The sequence below is a fragment of the Zoogloea oleivorans genome (genome assembly GCF_008107625.1).
Lineage (GTDB): Bacteria > Pseudomonadota > Gammaproteobacteria > Burkholderiales > Rhodocyclaceae > Zoogloea > Zoogloea oleivorans.
This window is the reverse complement of record NZ_SDKK01000032.1, coordinates 6,469-21,398: the sequence shown is the minus strand read 5'-3', so window position 1 is coordinate 21,398 and position 14,930 is coordinate 6,469. Positions and strand designations below refer to the sequence as shown.

Genomic DNA, 14,930 nt, shown 5'->3' with positions numbered 1-14,930 from the left:
CCCACAAAAACAAACCCCCCGACCAGTGCCCGGTCGGGGGGTTTTTTATTCCAGCCACGCGCCCTTTCGGGCGCCTCCAGGATTAGTGGGAGCTGGCTTCAGCAGCACCAAAACCGGTCTGGGCACGCACGTACTGATCGTCGAACATGGCGCGCTCGGCATTCCCCTCGGCGCTGTTGTCCAGCTTCGAGAAGATGTAGGTCAGCAGGAAGGCCAGCGGCATGGAGAACAGGGCCGGCTGGTCGTACGGGAAGATCGCCTGGGCGTTACCCAGCACAGTCACCCACACGGACTTGGAGAGCACCACCAGCAGCACGGCAGCAACCAGACCCGAATAGCCGCCGACAATGGCGCCACGAGTGGTCAGACCCTTCCAGTACATGGACAGGATCAGCACCGGGAAGTTGGCGGAAGCAGCGATACCGAAGGCCAGGGCCACCATGAACGCCACGTTCATCTTCTCGAAGGCGATGCCGAGAACGATGGCCACGAGGCCCAGGCCCACGGAAGCAAAACGCGACACGCGCAGCTCTTCGGTCTCGGTCGACTGACCCTTGCGGATCACGCGGGCATAGATGTCGTGGGAGATGGCCGCCGCACCGGCCAGCGCCAGACCGGACACCACAGCCAGGATGGTCGCAAAAGCCACCGCCGACAGGAAGCCGAGCAGCAGGTTGCCGCCCACAGCCTTGGCCAGATGCATGGCGATCATGTTGCCACCGCCGATGATCTTGCCGCCAACCTGACCACCTTCGAAGAACTCGGGGTTCTGGCCGACGATGATGATGGCAGCGAAGCCCATCAGCAGGATCACGTTAAAGAAGTAGGCCACGAAACCGGATGCGTAAAGCACCGACTTGCGGGCTTCCTTGGCGTTGGTCACCGTGAAGAAGCGCATCAGGATGTGCGGCAGGCCAGCCGTACCGAACATCAGGCCAAGGCCCAGCGACAGCGCGGTGATCGGATCCGGCAGCAGGGTGCCCGGGAACAGCAGCTTCTCACCCAGACTGTGCAGCGAAACTGCCTGCCCCATCATCTTGTCGAAACTGAAGTCGAACTGGGACATGGCCAGGATCGCCACCAGCGTGCCGCCCACCAGCAGCATGCAGGCCTTGATGATCTGCACCCAGGTGGTGGCAACCATGCCGCCAAAGGTGACGTACACCATCATCAGCGCACCAACCACGAACAGGGCGATGTTGTAGTCGAGACCGAACAGCAGCTTGATCAGCTGACCGGCACCAACCATCTGCGCCACCAGGTAGAAACACACCACGGTCAGCGAAGACACCGCCGCCATCGTGCGCACCCGGTTCTGGTTGAGGCGGTAGGAGGTGATGTCGGCGAAGGTGAACTTGCCCAGGTTGCGCAGGCGTTCGGCCATCAGGAACAGGATGATGGGCCAGCCGGCGAAGAAGGCAATCATGTAGATGTAGCCATCGACGCCCTTGGTGTAGACCAGCGCGGTCAGACCCAGCAGGGTGGCGGCCGACATGTAGTCGCCGGCGATCGCCAGACCGTTCTGGAAGCCGGTGATACCGCCGCCGGCCGTGTAGAAGTCGGCGGTCGACTTGGTGCGGCCGGCAGCCCAGTAGGTGATGCCCAGGGTCATCGACACGAAGACCACGAACATGCCGATGGCGGCGAGGTTGAGGGGCTGCTTCTCGGTGGCGGAAATCGCATCACCGGCGAAGGACAAGGCCGGAGTCAGAAGCGCCAGCAGCGCGAGGTTCAGACGGGCAAGCATTACTTCACCTCCTTGGCGGCGTCACGGATGATGTCGGTGGTCATTGCGTCAAACTCGCCATTGGCGCGCTTGACGTAAAAGGCGGTGAGCAGCCAGAAGAAGACGAACATGAACAGCTCGGCAGCGATCCCCACGGTGACGTAGGAGCTTTCTGAGAGGCGCTGGCCAATCAGTTTCGGGTTGAACGCCACAACCATGAAGAAACCGTAGAAAATCGTCAGGACGATGATCGACAACACGGTTGCAAAGCCTTGACGCTTGGCCACCAGTTCGGTGAAACGGGGGTTGTTCCGTATGCGTGCATAAACCGCACGCTGAGAAGAAGTACTCGACATGATTTCCCTCCCTAGAGAAAGTCTGTGGATTTGGCGCGATCTGCCTGTTGGTTTTTTGATGTGGCGATCGGTAAAACTGTTTTTATGGTTAACGCTTCCGGCAGGGCGAGGCCGCGCCATTACGACGCCCGGACGGATGATATAACATATAGAAGACTCCATACTATAACGTACGGTGAGTTTTTTGCGGCGCACAATTCCCAACCCGCCACACCACCAGCCAAGACGGAACAGCCCCATGCACGGTGAGATCCTTTTCGCTCAGGACGATGGCATTGCCACCCTGACCCTCTCCAATCCGGACAAGCTCAATGCCGTCGATGCCGGCATGTGGCGCGGCCTCCAGGCACGCATGAGCGCCATCAACGCCAACCCAGACATACGCTGCGTGGTCCTGCGCGGCGCCGGCGACAAGGCCTTCGCGGCGGGAGGCGACATCGAGGAGTTTCTTACCGTACGCGCCACTGTGGATGACGCCCTGCACTATCACGAGGAACTGGTGGCCGCTGCGCTCGACGCGGTGCGCGCCTGTCCGGTACCCACCGTGGCGATGATCCAGGGCGCCTGCGTCGGGGGCGGGCTGGAGATCGCCGGCTGCTGCGATCTGCGCATCGCCGGCGAATCGAGCCGCTTCGGCGCGCCGATCAACAAGCTGGGGTTTTCGATGTATCCGGGGGAAATGGCCGGTCTGCTCGGCCTCGTCGGCCCGGCTGTGCTGCTCGAAATCCTGCTCGAAGGACGCATCCTGTCCGCCCGGGAAGCCCTCGCCAAGGGCCTCCTGACCCGCGTGGTGGACGACGAGGAAGTAGAAAAGGAAGCCCTCGCCACCGCCGCCCGCATCCTCAAGGGCGCCCCCCTGGTGGCGCGCTGGCACAAACAATGGGTGCATCGCCTGATGAACGGCCAGCCCCTCAGTAGTCAGGAAAAGCGCGAGGCTTTCGACTTCCTCGCCACCGAAGACTACAAGGAAGGGCTGGACGCCTTCTTCACCAAACGCACCCCGGTTTTCAAAGGCCGCTGATGCACCATTTCAGGGCATAACAGGGGGACAAAGCGGTCACAATCTTTTAACATATGCCGCCAGCACCCAAAGAGGTGCGATTCGCTTCCCTCCCCACGCGACCTGCCCCAGGCCGCCGCGCCCCACACCGGGCAGCTGGCGGCCTTTTCTCTCTGCAGGTGGCACACGACACGAGGCACGTATGGCATACCTGACCTGGTCCGCCGACCTGGATACCGGCATCGGCGAGATCGACAATCAGCACAAGCAGATCATGGATTTCATCAATCGGCTCGATGACGCCCGACAACACACAGACCGCGCAGCCATCGTCAGCGTGGTAGACGACCTGGTGGAATACTCCCTATCCCATTTCGCATTCGAGGAGTGCCTGCTGGAGGACGCCGGCTACGAATTCGTCCGCGGCCACAAGAAGGTGCACGAACTCTTCGTCCGCCGGGTATCCGGTTTCCAGGAACGCCTGCAGCGCGGGGAGGACATTTCCCACGAACTGCACTCGCTGCTCCACCGCTGGCTGTTCAGTCACATCCGCCACGACGACCACGCCTACGTGGCCACCGTTCGCCCCAAGATGAAGGCGCTGGTGGAAGAAAAGCAGGAAGGCGGCTGGCTTGGTCGTGCCCTCCGCCGCTTCTTCACCTGAAATTCACGCAGCGCCCAGCACTGTGTGCAGCATCTTCAGCGACAGCAGGATCAGCACCGCAGCGAAGATCTTCTTCAGCACCGCCACCGGCAGCTTGTGAGCCAGACGGGCGCCGACCGGGGCGGTGAAGGTGGACACCACACTCACCAGCACCAGCGCCGGCACGTACACGAAGCCGACCGTCCATTCGGGCAGGCCGGCGGTCCCCCAGCCGTTGATCAGGTAGCCCAGCGCTCCGGCCAGCGCAATCGGCAGGCCGATGGCGGCCGAGGTGCCGATGGCGTTCTGCATCTTCACGTTGCACCAGGTCATGAAAGGCACCGACAGCGAGCCACCACCGATCGCCACCAGCGCCGAAATCACCCCGATGCCGGCGCCAACCCCCGCCAGCCCGGCCGGACCAGGCAGCTCGCGGGACGGCTTGGGCTTCACGTTGAGGATCATCTGGATCGACACGTAGGCCATGAAGCAGGCAAAGAAGATGGCCAGCGGCGTGGTCGGCACCCGGGACGCAATGAAGGTGCCGCCGAAGGTGCCCGCCAGCACGCCGGGCGCGACGCCCTTGACGATGTCCCAGCGCACCGCGCCGTGCTTGTGATGGGCGCGCAAACTGGAGATGGAGGTCATCACGATGGCCGCCATCGAGGTGCCCAGCGCCAGATGCACCAGATGCTCGTGCGGAAAACCCTGGGCCGCAAACAGGGTGGCCAGCATCGGCACCATGATGCCGCCACCGCCAACGCCGAGCAGTCCTGCAAAAAAGCCCACAAAGGCCCCCAGGGCCAGATAGGCCACCAGCCATTCGATACTCATCGGATCAATTCACCAGATCGGTCGCGCCGAGCAGTTGCCCAACGATAAAGCGCCACTCGGCCGGTTCCACCGGAGTGATGGAAAGCCGGTTGCCGCGGGCAAGGACGCGCATGTTCTCCAGTTCCGGCTGGCTGCGCAACTCGGGCAAACCCACAAGGCGCGTCTTCCTCACGAACTGCACGTCCACGTGCAGCCAGCGCGGGCTCTCGGGCGTGGCCTTGGCATCGAAGTAGCAGCTCGCCGGATCGAACTGGGTCGCATCCGGGTAAGCCGTGCTGGCCACCCGGGCAATGCCGGCAATACCCGGCTCGGCGCAGCCGGAATGGTAGAACAGCACCCCGTCCCCCACCTGCATGCCGTCACGCATGAAATTTCGCGCCTGATAATTGCGCACGCCGTACCAGGGCACTGTCTGGTTTGGCAAGGCCGCCAGATCGTCGATGGACACATCGGCAGGTTCGGATTTCATCAGCCAGTAGCGCATGGGGATTCCTTTCGTTGCTCCGCCAGAAGCCGTCCGGCGAGGGGGGTGGGGTATTATCCGCCGCGGCGGCCGTGCCCCGGCCAGCCGCCCGCCATTCCGATCTGCAAACCAGGAGCACGTCCATGAGCACGCCCCCCGAACGCCGCAAGAATCTCAGCCTCCGCGAGCTGGTGGACCAGGCCTATGTGCTCATCGAGCCCTTCTTCGATCCGGCCAACGCCTGGAACGGCCAGACCCTCGAACACCTCGCCTACCGCGTCATACGCGAGCAGTTGCCGGCGATTCCCCCACAGGACGTACAGATCGTCGTTTCCGTCGCCACCCGCATCTACCGCAGCAAGCATCGCCCCCAGTAAAGCCCGCGCAGTGAGCCGTTTCTACCCTTTTCTCTTCGTACTGCTGTGGAGCACCGGCTTCATCGGTGCCAAGTTCGGCCTGCCCTACGCCGAGCCGCTGACCTTTTTGTGCAGCCGCTACGTGCTGGTGATCGGCCTGATGGGCCTCGTCGCCCTGGTCACCCGCGCACCGTGGCCGCGGGAGCCGCGCCAGTGGCTGCACATTGGCGTCACCGGGCTGCTGGTGCACGCGGTTTACCTGGGTGGGGTGTTCACCGCCATTCGCCACGGCTTGCCGGCCGGCATCACGGCGCTGGTGGTCGGTTTGCAGCCGCTGCTTACCGCGCTGGGCGCCGGTGCCATCCTGGGCGAGCGGGTCTTGCCGCGCCAGTGGGCCGGACTGGTGCTGGGTTTTGGCGGCGTCGGGCTGGTGGTGGCCCACAAGGTGGCCGCGGCGGCAAGCACGCCGGAACTCACGGCCATGCTCACCCCGGCCATCGTGGCCCTGCTCGGCATCACCCTCGGCACCCTGTACCAGAAACGCTTCTGCCCGGCCTTCGATCTGCGCACCGGCTCGGTGATCCAGTTCCTGCCCACCCTCGCCCTCAGCGCCCTCGTCGCCGCGCAAACCGAAACGATGGTCATCGAATGGACCGGCCAGTTCGTCTTTGCCCTGCTGTGGCTGGTGCTGGTGCTGTCGGTCGGGGCGATCAGCCTGCTCAACCTGCTGATCCGTGGCGGCAGCGCGGTGAATGTGGCGAGCCTGTTCTACCTCACCCCGCCCACCACCGCCCTCATCGCCTGGGCGGCCTTCGGCGAAACCCTCACCGGCCTGGCGCTGGTCGGCATGGGCATCACCGTGTTCGGCGTATGGCTGGCCCGCAAGTGAGCTGCCCATGAAACTCAACGCCGCCTCCAGCACCGTCGCCACGCGCATCCTCGGCATCGACCCAGGCCTGCGCAATACCGGTTTCGGCCTCATCGACACTCTCGGCAGCCAGTTGCGCTACGTGGCCAGCGGCTGCATCAAGACCGGCGAGGGCAGCCTGCCGCAACGCCTCAAAATCATCCTCGACGGGGTGCGCGAAGTCATCGCCACCTACAAGCCCGACCAGGTGGCGGTGGAAATCGTCTTCGTGAACGTCAACCCGCAATCCACCCTGCTTCTCGGCCAGGCCCGCGGAGCAGCGATCTGCGGCGCCGTCTCGCACGACCTGCCGGTGGCCGAATACACCGCGCTGCAGGTCAAGCAGGCCGTGGTCGGCCACGGCAAGGCCGCCAAGGAGCAGGTCAGCCACATGGTCCAGCGCCTCCTGCTGCTCGAAGGCAGCCCCTCGTCGGACGCCGCCGACGCCCTCGCCTGCGCCATCTGTCATGCCCACGGCAGCACCGGGCTGGCCGCCATGGCCGGCATTGGCACGCGCAAGCGCGGCGGACGCCTGAGCCTGTAGGCGCATCCTGGCAAATCATCCGGGTGAAACGACCTCCTTCATAGCAGGAAACTCTCCTCAAGACGCAAAACGCATTGCGTTTTTAATCGCCTCTCCCACGACCGGCGCCTAAGCTTAAATTGCTTTCGGCATAGGCGGGATTCATCCCCCGTGACCGAAACGCAGGGGGAGCTTGATGATTGACGTTTCGCTCAAGTTTTTGGCGGACGAGGCCAACGCCTATCTGCAACGACGCCTCGACTCGGACTTTGGCAAAATCGAGCTGGGGCCGCTGGTGGATGACAAGGGCAGCTGGGTGGCCACTCAAAATACACTGCGCCTGACCCTCTTCCAGATCGAGGAAGAGCGCCACGCCCGCACCCAGATCCCCCAGCAAGTCCTGGTGAACGGCCACAACGTGGCGCTCCCGCCGCCCTTGGCGATCAACCTCGTCATCCTCTTCTCGGCCAGCTTCACCACCTACACCGAAGGCCTGCGCCTGCTTTCCCTGCTGCTCACCTTCTTCCAGTCGCACCCGCTGTTCACCCCCGCCGAGCACCCCGGCATGCCGGCCGGCGTCGACCGCCTGGCACTGGAACTGATCAATTACGGCCCCGAGCAGGCCAACCAGATGTGGGCCTGCCTGGGCGCCAAGCACCTGCCGTCGGTGGTGTATCGGGTGCGCATGCTCTTCCTGCAGGATCAGGAGCCCTCCGGCACCGGTGCACCGGTGCGCGAAATCCACACCCGGACAGGCCAGCGATGATCAGTGCCTACCGCACCCTGTGGACCGTTGCCGTGCGCCACGACTTCCGCGGTGGTGCCTGCGACGATCTGGCCTTCATCGTGCCGGCGGCGACCCGCGACGCGCTGGCCGGCATGCGTGCGCTGGTCCGCGAGCGGGACGGCGTGCTGCACGTGCTGATCGGTGTCGACAGCGATGGCGAGCCCCTCGGCGAATGCACCGGTCGCCGCCTGCTCTTCGGCCTCGCCCCGCGGGACGGCTGCTTCACCCAATACACCGCGCCCTTCGCCCTCGCCGCCGGCGAAACGCCGCTATTCGCCAACGCCGCCAGCCCCGACGCCCTCGACGCGGCCCCGCGCGGCGTCGAACTGTGCGGCCCGCAACCGCAGATCACACCGCGCCTCGCCGCCCGCCCCCTCGATCTGCACATCGCCACCCCGGCAGGCACGCCGCTGACCAGCGCCCAACTCCGGGCCACCGACGCTTCATGGACCTTTCGCGGCGCCAGCGAGCCCGGCGAAATTGTCGTCAGCGAAGCGGCCGCCGGTGGGCTCAACGCCCCCCGTCACCTCCTCATCGAACCGACCCTCGCCGCCACACCGGTGTGGGGCCTGCTCAGCCTCACCGCCAGCGCCGACCACGTCGCCACGGGCTGCGCCTTCACCCTCCACTTCAGCGCCCGCAGCGACCGGTTGCGCTACTACGTGGTCGTCAAACCGGCCAGCGATGCGGATTTCGACAGCATCCAGGTGCTCGACAAGGGCGCCGCCAGCGACGCCCGCACGCCCGTCGCCTTCACCCGCCAGTTGCCGCCCTTTGCCGCCGACCGCCTGGCCCCAGCCCTGCTCGACGCCGGCGGCACCCGAAAAATCGTGCTCTTCGAAGCCACCACCCCCATCGCCCGGCGCGCCCGGGGGCCGCACGGGTTCGAACTGCACCGCAACGGCGAGGTGCTCATCGGCAACCTGCCGCAACCCGGCGCCGAACGCAGTGACGCCCAGTTCATCGTCCACCTGAGTAAGCCTTAGAGGAGCGAATCGACCATGCCCACTTACCGCACGCCCGACGTGTATGTCGAAGAAATTTCGGTGTTTCCGCCTTCGGTCGCGGAAGTGGAAACCGCCGTACCGGCCTTCGTCGGCTACACCGCCAAAGCCAGCCGCATCATCGACGGCGACCTGAAAAACGTCCCGACGCGCATCACCTCGCTGCTCGAATTCGAGAACCTCTTCGGCGGCGCCCCGGCGCTGCAGCTCGACAGCGTGGCCCTCGACGCCGGTAACCGCTTCCAGAGCGCCGCGCTGGCCGCCACCAACACCAAGTACCTCTACGACAGCCTGCGCCTGTTCTTCGACAACGGCGGCGGCAAGGCCTGGATCACCTCGGTCGGCAAGCACGGCGACAGCACCGACAAGGACCAGTTGATCGCCGGCCTGAAGCGCGTCGCCACCGTCGATGAACCCACCATCCTGCTCTTTCCCGACGCCGCCGGCCTGACCGCTGACGAACTCGCCGCCGTGCAGATGGCCGCCCTCAACCAGTGCGGCAAGCTCGGCGACCGGGTGGCCGTGCTCGACACCCGGCTGGCCACCGACAAGACCGCCCACACCACCGTAGTCGGCGAAATGCGCGACCGGGTCGGCATCAACAGCCTCAAGTACGGCGCCGCCTACGCCCCGTGGCTCAAGCTCAACTATCCCAAGAACGTCGGTTACGCCGACCTCAAGGGCAAGCTGAGGAAGGGCGGCGTCGCCGTCACCCTGGCCTCCCTCACCGGCGACGCGGCGATCATTACCCTCATCCAGCGCCTCGACCAGGCCCAGGCCGACATTGCCGGCCTGCCGGCCCGCCGGGCCACCGTCAGCGGCGCCGCCGGCACCCCGGTTTCCGACGCCTACGGCACCGCCGTGCTGGCCTACCAGGGCAGCCCCGACGCGGCCCACCTGCAGACCCTGTTCGCCTTCGTCTACGAGATCGCCCCACTGGTGGATGGCATGGCCGCCGGCGCCGGCGCCTTCACCCACCCCAGCCTGCGGGCCGACGTGGGGCGGGCCGTCACCAACACCTTCCTGCCCGCCCTGTCCGGGCTGATCGCCGTCGAACGCGAACTCGACGGCAAGCTGGATGCCGCCTACGCGCTGCAATACCCGGCCGTCGGCGTCCTTGCGCTGGCCGACTGGGACACCCTGTTCACCGACGACGCCCCCACCGCCTCGACCACCGCCATCAGCGGCGCCGACGACGCGGCCCGCCTCGGCGCCGCGCTGGCGGCCATCCAACGCGCTTTCGGCAGCCTGTCCTCGGCCCTCGCCAACATCGACGCCGCCGCGCTGGCCTACCAGAGCAACGCCGAAGCCAACCTGCTGGAAAGCTTCGGCACCTACCGCGACATCGTGCGCGGCGTGAACAGCACCCTCACCGCCTGCCCGCCGTCCGGCGCCATCGCCGGCATCTACGCACTGGTCGACGGCCAGCGCGGCGTCTGGAAATCCCCCGCCAACGTCAGCCTGACCGGCGTCATCGGCCCCACCTACGCGCTGGACAGCGACGACACCGACAACCTCAACGTGGACGCCACTGCCGGCAAGTCGGTCAATGCGATCCGCGCCTTCGTCGGCAAGGGCACCCTCGTGTGGGGCGCCCGCACCCTGGCCGGCAACGACAACGAATGGCGCTACATCTCGGTGCGGCGCTTCTTCAACATGGTCGAAGAATCGGTCAAGAAATCCACCTACTGGGCGGTCTTCGAGCCCAACGACGCCAACACCTGGGTCAAGGTGCGCGGGATGATCGAAAGCTACCTGACCCAAAAGTGGCGCGAAGGCGCGCTGGCCGGCTCGACCACCAAGGACGCCTTCTTCGTGCGCTGCGGGCTGGGCACCACCATGAGCAGCCAGGACATTCTGGAAGGCCGCATGTATGTGGAAATCGGCATGGCAGTGGTTCGCCCGGCCGAATTCATCATCCTCAAGTTCTATCACAAGCTGCAGACATCCTGACCCGTCGCCGGGCCGTGCCGCTACGCCCGTAGCCCCGGCCCGCCCGCTTCCAGACACCGAAAGGAATCGACATGCCTGCCCAGTATCCCCTGCCCGTCTTCCACTTCACCGTCCAGTGGGGCGGCTCCCGCATCGGCTTTTCCGAGGTCACCGGCCTGACTCAGGAAAACCAGGCCATCGAGTACCGCGACGGCTCCTTCCCCGAGTATTCATCGATCAAGATGCCGGGGCTGCGCAAGTTCAGCAACGTCACCCTCAAGCGCGGCATCGTCAAGTCGGACAACGACTTCTTCAAGTGGCTCGCCACCATCAAGCTCAACACCGTCGAGCGCCGCGACCTGACCATCAGCCTGCTCAACGAAAGCCACGAGCCGGTGATGGTATGGAAGATCCACAACGCCTTCCCGGTCAAGGTCGAGGGGCCGCAGCTCAAGGCCAGCGGCAACGAGGTGGCCATCGAGTCCATCGAACTGGCCCACGAAGGGCTCGAGTTGCAGAACGAGTGAGCCGCTGAGGCCCGGTCATGTACACCCCGCCCGTCGGATTTCACTTCAAGGTGGAAGTCCTCGGCCTCGCGCGCGCGCTCGATGACGACGTCCGCTTTACCGACGTGGGCGGGCTGTCCTTCGAGCTGGCCGCCGAGGAAGTGCCGGAAGGCGGCGAGAACCGCTTCATCCAGCGCTACCCCCAGCGGGCCAAGTACCCCGATCTGGTGCTCAAGCGCGGCCTGCTGAAAAGCTCGGCGATCTGGGACTGGACCCGCGACTGCATCGAGAACCTCGACATCCACCCCAAGAACGTGGACGTGAAGCTGCTCAACGAAAAGCACGAACCGCTGATGACCTGGCACCTGATCGGCGCCTACCCGGTGAAGTGGGCGGTGAGCGACCTGAGTGCCAGCAGCAACGCCTACGTGGTCGAGACCCTGCAGCTGGCTTACCAGTACTTCACCGTGGACAAGTCGTAACCCGGAGCCCCGCATGCCCATCATCGTCGATGAAGTCGTCATCTCGGTCGAAGTCGGCAACGCCGCGGCCGGTGGTGCGGCCAGCGCGCCGGCACCGGAAGCCGACAAGCAGGCCCTGATCGCCGAGTGCGTCGCCCAGGTGCTCGAAATCCTGCGCCAGGAGCGTGAGCCATGAGCGAACGTGGCGAACTCGAACGCCTCAAGATCCAGGCCTTCAAGGCCCCGGACTACAGCGGCGCGCCCATCGACACCTTCGAGGCCTACGTCAATCCGGCCGAGATCACCCTCGCCTGGGAGATGGAGTACGACAGCGGCCAGGGCGCCGGCAGCACCGGCAGCCGCATGGACTTCAAGAAGGTCAAGCCGGGCGATCTGACCCTGGTCTTCTTCCTCGACGGCACCGGCGCCAACGGCCGGCCCCTCGACGTGCAGCAGAAGGTCGAATCCTTCCAGACCGTCACCGGCTACAACGGTGACATCCACCGCCCCAACTACCTCAAGGTGATGTGGGGGCGCATCCAGGTGAAGCGCTGCGTGCTCAAGAGCGCATCCATCGTCTACAAGCTCTTCAAGCCCAGCGGCGTGCCCCTGCGGGCGGTCATCACCGCCGTGTTCACCGACACCTCCGACGACCAGACCCGGGTGGCGCTGGCCCAGGATTCGTCCCCCGACCTCACCCACGTGCGCATCGTGCATGCCGGCGAAACCCTCGCCGCCCTGTGCACGGCGATCTACGGCGACCCCCACTACGCGCCCAAGGTGGCCCGGGCCAACGGCCTCGACGGCTTCCGGCACCTGCCGCCGGGCACACGCGTCGTGTTCCCGCCGCTGGAGAAATGAAATCAACGCCCCGCGCACGCTCCCCATCGATGCCGAACAACGGGAGTTCACCGTGAAGGTGAACGGCAGCCCCGTGCCGCGCACCCACCAGCTCATGTCGGTCAGCGTGCTCAGCACCGCCAACCACATCGCCACCGCGCGGCTGGCCTGGCGCGACGGCGACGCCGCCAGCAGTAACTTCCTGCTCAGCAACGATGCGCTCTTCGTGCCCGGCGCCGAGGTCGAGATCCTTGCCGGCGCAGCCAGCCCGGACCTGCTTTTCAAGGGCCTGGTGGTGCGCCAGCGCCTCAAGGTGCGCGAAGGCGCCCCGCCGCAACTGCTCATCGAATGCCGCCACGCGGCTACCAAAATGAGCCTCAAGCGCCACGGCGCCACCTATTTCGACAAGACCGACAGCGACGTGATGAGCCAGCTGTGTTCCGACGCCGGCCTCAATGCCACCATCGCCAGCACCAGTTTCAGCCACAAGCACCTGGTCCAGTACGACTGCACAGACTGGGACTTTCTCGTCACCCGCGCCCAGGCCAACGGCCAGCTCGTCTTCACCCGTGGCGCCGACATCGAAACCCGCCTGCCGGATGCCTCGGCGTCGCCGGTCGCCACGCTGCAGTTCGGCGCCACGCTGCTCGAATTCGACGCCGAGATCGACGCCCGTGAGCAGACCCAGGCCGTCAAGACCCTCACCTGGAGCGCCGCCGACCAGGCCGTGCATACCCTCGACGCCAGCCCGCCCGCCTTCAGCGGCCCGGGCAACCTCACGCCGGACGATCTCGCCTCGGCCATGGGCGTCGATGCCCTCGAGCTGCGCCACGTGATGATCCCCGACGGCGAAGCCACCGCCACCGCCGATGCCCGCTTCGCCCGCGCCCGCCTCGACAAGGTGAGTGGGCGGGCCATGTGCGTCGGCCTCGGCCAGGTACTGCCCGGTGACGTGATCGAGCTGGCCGGCGTCGGCGAGCGTTTCAACGGCAAGGTGCTGCTCACCGCCGTGCGCCACGAGATGGACCCCAGCCAGGGCTGGCGCACCCACCTGCAGTTTGGCGGTGTGCCCGAAGACCCGGCCCGCCGCGAACGCCTCGAAGCTCGCCGCACCACCAGCCTGCTGGCCCCCGCCCACGGCCTGCAGATCGGCGTGGTCACCGACAACGAGGACCCGGACAACGAATTCCGTGTGCGCGTGCGCCTGCCGCTGGTAGACCCGGCCGGCGACGGCGTGTGGGCACGGGTCGCCAGCGCCGACGCCGGCAACAACCGGGGCGTAATGATCCGCCCCGAGATCAGCGACGAAGTGGTGGTCGGCTTCTTCGACGACGACCCGCGGGCCCCGGTCATTCTCGGCATGCTCCACAGCAGCGCCCACCCGGCTACGCTGACGCCCAGCAACGACAACCACGAGAAGGTCTTCGTCAGCCGCAGCGGCATCAAGCTGCACATCGACGACGACAAGGTGATCCTGACCATCACCACCCCGGCCGAGCAGCAACTGGTCTTCGACGACGACCAGGGCTCGGTGCTGCTCAAAGACAAGAACGGCAACAGCATCAAGCTCGACAGCGCCGGCATCACCATCGAAAGCGGCGCCGCCCTCCACATCAAGACCAGCACCGAAACCAAGCTCGACATCGGCAGCAGCGGCGAGATCAAGACCAGCGCCGGGCTCGACATCAAGGCCGGCGCGGCGCTCAAACTCGAAGGCAGCGCCGGCGCCGAACTCAGCACCCCGGCCATCGCCAAGGTGAAGGGTTCACTGGTGCAGATCAACTGAGCGAAGGATGACAGCATGCCCAGCGCAGCCCGCGTTTCCGATCTGAGCGTCCATGGCGGCACCATCGTCGGCCCTGGCGTGCCCACCGTTCTCATCGGCGGCATGCCCGCCGCCGTGCTCGGCGACATGCATTCCTGCGTGATCCCGCCGCCTCATCCGCCGGTCACGCCCTTCATCATGGGCAGCGCCACTGTACTGATCGGCGGCGTGCCGGCCCTGCGCGTCGGCGACAGCTGCGCCTGCGGCGCCAGCCCGGCCGTCGGCGAGCCCACCGTACTGATCGGATGATGCAGCCATGAGCGACGCCCCCTCCTTCCTCGGCCGCGGCTGGTCCTTTCCGCCCAGCTTTGCCAGCGGCGGCGTGCGCATGACCGAAGACGAAGCCGACATCCAGGCCAGCCTGCGCATCCTCTTCGGCACCGCGCCGGGTGAGCGCTTTCTGCAGCCCAAGTACGGGCTCGACATGCACGAGCTGATGTTCGAACCCGTCAGCACCACCCTGCGCAGCGTGCTCAAAGACCGCATCCTCACCACCGTGCTGGTGTACGAGCCGCGCATCCGCCTGCAGGCCCTCGACATCGACGACAGCCGCCTCAATGAAGGCGTGCTGACGATCCGCCTCGACTACCTGGTGCGCAGCACCAACTCGCGCTTCAACCTGGTCTTTCCCTTCTACCAGGGCGAAGCCACCGAGGCCGCCCGCGCCGCCCACCGGGGATAAACCATGGCCCGGCAAGACATCCTCGCCGCCCTCATCGCCGCCGCCGGCACCCGCCAGGCCGACCGCCGCAATCCGCACCTCGACC

Annotated in this window: 19 protein-coding genes; 15 read left to right on the top strand and 4 right to left on the bottom strand. The window is 65.8% G+C overall.

Going from position 1 to position 14,930, the window contains the following annotated elements; translation table 11 throughout:
- Nucleotides 1–82 precede the first annotated feature (82 nt).
- Both ETQ85_RS22750 and ETQ85_RS22745 read right to left on the bottom strand, forming a co-directional pair.
- Entirely contained in the window at nt 83–1,747 is a 1,665-nt protein-coding gene (locus tag ETQ85_RS22750) for a cation acetate symporter (RefSeq protein WP_148581341.1), read from the bottom strand.
- A complete protein-coding gene (locus ETQ85_RS22745; protein ID WP_148581340.1) occupies nt 1,747–2,082 on the bottom strand; it encodes a DUF485 domain-containing protein in 336 nt (111 codons plus the stop codon). The genes ETQ85_RS22750 and ETQ85_RS22745 overlap by 1 nt, the downstream gene beginning before the upstream one ends.
- Nucleotides 2,083–2,320: 238 nt before the next feature.
- On the opposite strand from ETQ85_RS22745, the gene ETQ85_RS22740 reads away from it, so the two are divergent.
- Nucleotides 2,321–3,103 carry an enoyl-CoA hydratase/isomerase family protein gene (locus tag ETQ85_RS22740; RefSeq protein ID WP_148581339.1) on the top strand — a complete coding sequence of 261 codons (783 nt, stop codon included), beginning with the start codon at nt 2,321–2,323 and terminating at the stop codon, nt 3,101–3,103.
- Between the two features lie 181 nt (nt 3,104–3,284).
- Nucleotides 3,285–3,746 (top strand): bacteriohemerythrin, encoded by a 462-nt coding sequence (locus ETQ85_RS22735; protein WP_148581338.1) that lies wholly within the window; start codon nt 3,285–3,287, stop codon nt 3,744–3,746.
- A gap of 3 nt (nt 3,747–3,749) precedes the next feature.
- Here the strand turns inward: ETQ85_RS22735 and ETQ85_RS22730 are convergent, their stop codons facing one another.
- Both ETQ85_RS22730 and ETQ85_RS22725 read right to left on the bottom strand, forming a co-directional pair.
- On the bottom strand, nt 3,750–4,559 hold the full coding sequence (locus ETQ85_RS22730) for a sulfite exporter TauE/SafE family protein (protein ID WP_148581337.1): 810 nt from the start codon (nt 4,557–4,559) through the stop codon (nt 3,750–3,752).
- 4 nt (nt 4,560–4,563) lie between these two features.
- The gene (locus ETQ85_RS22725) at nt 4,564–5,043 is read right to left on the bottom strand and encodes an EVE domain-containing protein (protein WP_148581336.1); all 480 of its coding nucleotides are present in this window, start codon (nt 5,041–5,043) and stop codon (nt 4,564–4,566) included.
- A 122-nt stretch (nt 5,044–5,165) separates the two neighbouring features.
- Here ETQ85_RS22725 and ETQ85_RS27120 point away from each other — a divergent pair, with 122 nt between their 5' ends.
- The 13 genes from ETQ85_RS27120 to ETQ85_RS22670 all read left to right on the top strand — a co-directional run bounded on the left by ETQ85_RS27120 (nt 5,166) and on the right by ETQ85_RS22670 (nt 14,845).
- Complete coding sequence (locus tag ETQ85_RS27120; protein ID WP_246128873.1) at nt 5,166–5,399, top strand: hypothetical protein; 234 nt, start codon at nt 5,166–5,168, stop codon at nt 5,397–5,399.
- 10 nt (nt 5,400–5,409) lie between these two features.
- Nucleotides 5,410–6,267 carry a DMT family transporter gene (locus ETQ85_RS22720; protein WP_246128872.1) on the top strand — a complete coding sequence of 286 codons (858 nt, stop codon included), beginning with the start codon at nt 5,410–5,412 and terminating at the stop codon, nt 6,265–6,267.
- A gap of 7 nt (nt 6,268–6,274) precedes the next feature.
- Entirely contained in the window at nt 6,275–6,829 is a 555-nt protein-coding gene (gene ruvC / locus ETQ85_RS22715; RefSeq protein ID WP_148581334.1) for a crossover junction endodeoxyribonuclease RuvC, read from the top strand.
- A 175-nt stretch (nt 6,830–7,004) separates the two neighbouring features.
- Entirely contained in the window at nt 7,005–7,574 is a 570-nt protein-coding gene (locus ETQ85_RS22710; protein WP_148581333.1) for a Pvc16 family protein, read from the top strand.
- The gene (locus ETQ85_RS27320) at nt 7,571–8,581 is read left to right on the top strand and encodes a hypothetical protein (protein WP_148581332.1); all 1,011 of its coding nucleotides are present in this window, start codon (nt 7,571–7,573) and stop codon (nt 8,579–8,581) included. Before ETQ85_RS22710 ends, ETQ85_RS27320 begins: the two co-directional genes overlap by 4 nt.
- Before the next feature lie 15 nt (nt 8,582–8,596).
- Nucleotides 8,597–10,552, top strand: coding sequence for a phage tail sheath family protein (locus ETQ85_RS27315; protein WP_148581331.1), 1,956 nt, complete (start codon nt 8,597–8,599; stop codon nt 10,550–10,552).
- A gap of 71 nt (nt 10,553–10,623) precedes the next feature.
- Nucleotides 10,624–11,058, top strand: a complete 435-nt coding sequence (locus ETQ85_RS22695; RefSeq protein WP_148581330.1) for a phage tail protein — start codon at nt 10,624–10,626, stop codon at nt 11,056–11,058.
- Between the two features lie 17 nt (nt 11,059–11,075).
- On the top strand, nt 11,076–11,519 hold the full coding sequence (locus tag ETQ85_RS22690) for a phage tail protein (protein ID WP_148581329.1): 444 nt from the start codon (nt 11,076–11,078) through the stop codon (nt 11,517–11,519).
- 13 nt (nt 11,520–11,532) lie between these two features.
- The gene (locus ETQ85_RS26380) at nt 11,533–11,694 is read left to right on the top strand and encodes a DUF5908 family protein (protein WP_187394823.1); all 162 of its coding nucleotides are present in this window, start codon (nt 11,533–11,535) and stop codon (nt 11,692–11,694) included.
- The gene (locus ETQ85_RS22685; RefSeq protein WP_148581328.1) at nt 11,691–12,359 is read left to right on the top strand and encodes a CIS tube protein; all 669 of its coding nucleotides are present in this window, start codon (nt 11,691–11,693) and stop codon (nt 12,357–12,359) included. Before ETQ85_RS26380 ends, ETQ85_RS22685 begins: the two co-directional genes overlap by 4 nt.
- A gap of 52 nt (nt 12,360–12,411) precedes the next feature.
- On the top strand, nt 12,412–14,124 hold the full coding sequence (vgrG, locus tag ETQ85_RS22680) for a type VI secretion system tip protein VgrG (RefSeq protein WP_246128871.1): 1,713 nt from the start codon (nt 12,412–12,414) through the stop codon (nt 14,122–14,124).
- 15 nt (nt 14,125–14,139) lie between these two features.
- Nucleotides 14,140–14,412 (top strand): PAAR domain-containing protein, encoded by a 273-nt coding sequence (locus tag ETQ85_RS22675; RefSeq protein WP_148581327.1) that lies wholly within the window; start codon nt 14,140–14,142, stop codon nt 14,410–14,412.
- Between the two features lie 7 nt (nt 14,413–14,419).
- The gene (locus tag ETQ85_RS22670; RefSeq protein WP_148581326.1) at nt 14,420–14,845 is read left to right on the top strand and encodes a GPW/gp25 family protein; all 426 of its coding nucleotides are present in this window, start codon (nt 14,420–14,422) and stop codon (nt 14,843–14,845) included.
- Nucleotides 14,846–14,930 lie beyond the last annotated feature (85 nt).

Coding starts and splice junctions, on each gene's coding strand:
- ETQ85_RS22750 (WP_148581341.1), bottom strand. CDS start 1,747: ATGCTTGCCCGTCTGAACCTCGCGCTGCTGGCGCTTCTGACTCCGGCC.
- ETQ85_RS22745 (WP_148581340.1), bottom strand. CDS start 2,082: ATGTCGAGTACTTCTTCTCAGCGTGCGGTTTATGCACGCATACGGAAC.
- ETQ85_RS22740 (WP_148581339.1), top strand. CDS start 2,321: ATGCACGGTGAGATCCTTTTCGCTCAGGACGATGGCATTGCCACCCTG.
- ETQ85_RS22735 (WP_148581338.1), top strand. CDS start 3,285: ATGGCATACCTGACCTGGTCCGCCGACCTGGATACCGGCATCGGCGAG.
- ETQ85_RS22730 (WP_148581337.1), bottom strand. CDS start 4,559: ATGAGTATCGAATGGCTGGTGGCCTATCTGGCCCTGGGGGCCTTTGTG.
- ETQ85_RS22725 (WP_148581336.1), bottom strand. CDS start 5,043: ATGCGCTACTGGCTGATGAAATCCGAACCTGCCGATGTGTCCATCGAC.
- ETQ85_RS27120 (WP_246128873.1), top strand. CDS start 5,166: ATGAGCACGCCCCCCGAACGCCGCAAGAATCTCAGCCTCCGCGAGCTG.
- ruvC (WP_148581334.1), top strand. CDS start 6,275: ATGAAACTCAACGCCGCCTCCAGCACCGTCGCCACGCGCATCCTCGGC.
- ETQ85_RS22710 (WP_148581333.1), top strand. CDS start 7,005: ATGATTGACGTTTCGCTCAAGTTTTTGGCGGACGAGGCCAACGCCTAT.
- ETQ85_RS27320 (WP_148581332.1), top strand. CDS start 7,571: ATGATCAGTGCCTACCGCACCCTGTGGACCGTTGCCGTGCGCCACGAC.
- ETQ85_RS27315 (WP_148581331.1), top strand. CDS start 8,597: ATGCCCACTTACCGCACGCCCGACGTGTATGTCGAAGAAATTTCGGTG.
- ETQ85_RS22695 (WP_148581330.1), top strand. CDS start 10,624: ATGCCTGCCCAGTATCCCCTGCCCGTCTTCCACTTCACCGTCCAGTGG.
- ETQ85_RS22690 (WP_148581329.1), top strand. CDS start 11,076: ATGTACACCCCGCCCGTCGGATTTCACTTCAAGGTGGAAGTCCTCGGC.
- ETQ85_RS26380 (WP_187394823.1), top strand. CDS start 11,533: ATGCCCATCATCGTCGATGAAGTCGTCATCTCGGTCGAAGTCGGCAAC.
- ETQ85_RS22685 (WP_148581328.1), top strand. CDS start 11,691: ATGAGCGAACGTGGCGAACTCGAACGCCTCAAGATCCAGGCCTTCAAG.
- ETQ85_RS22675 (WP_148581327.1), top strand. CDS start 14,140: ATGCCCAGCGCAGCCCGCGTTTCCGATCTGAGCGTCCATGGCGGCACC.
- ETQ85_RS22670 (WP_148581326.1), top strand. CDS start 14,420: ATGAGCGACGCCCCCTCCTTCCTCGGCCGCGGCTGGTCCTTTCCGCCC.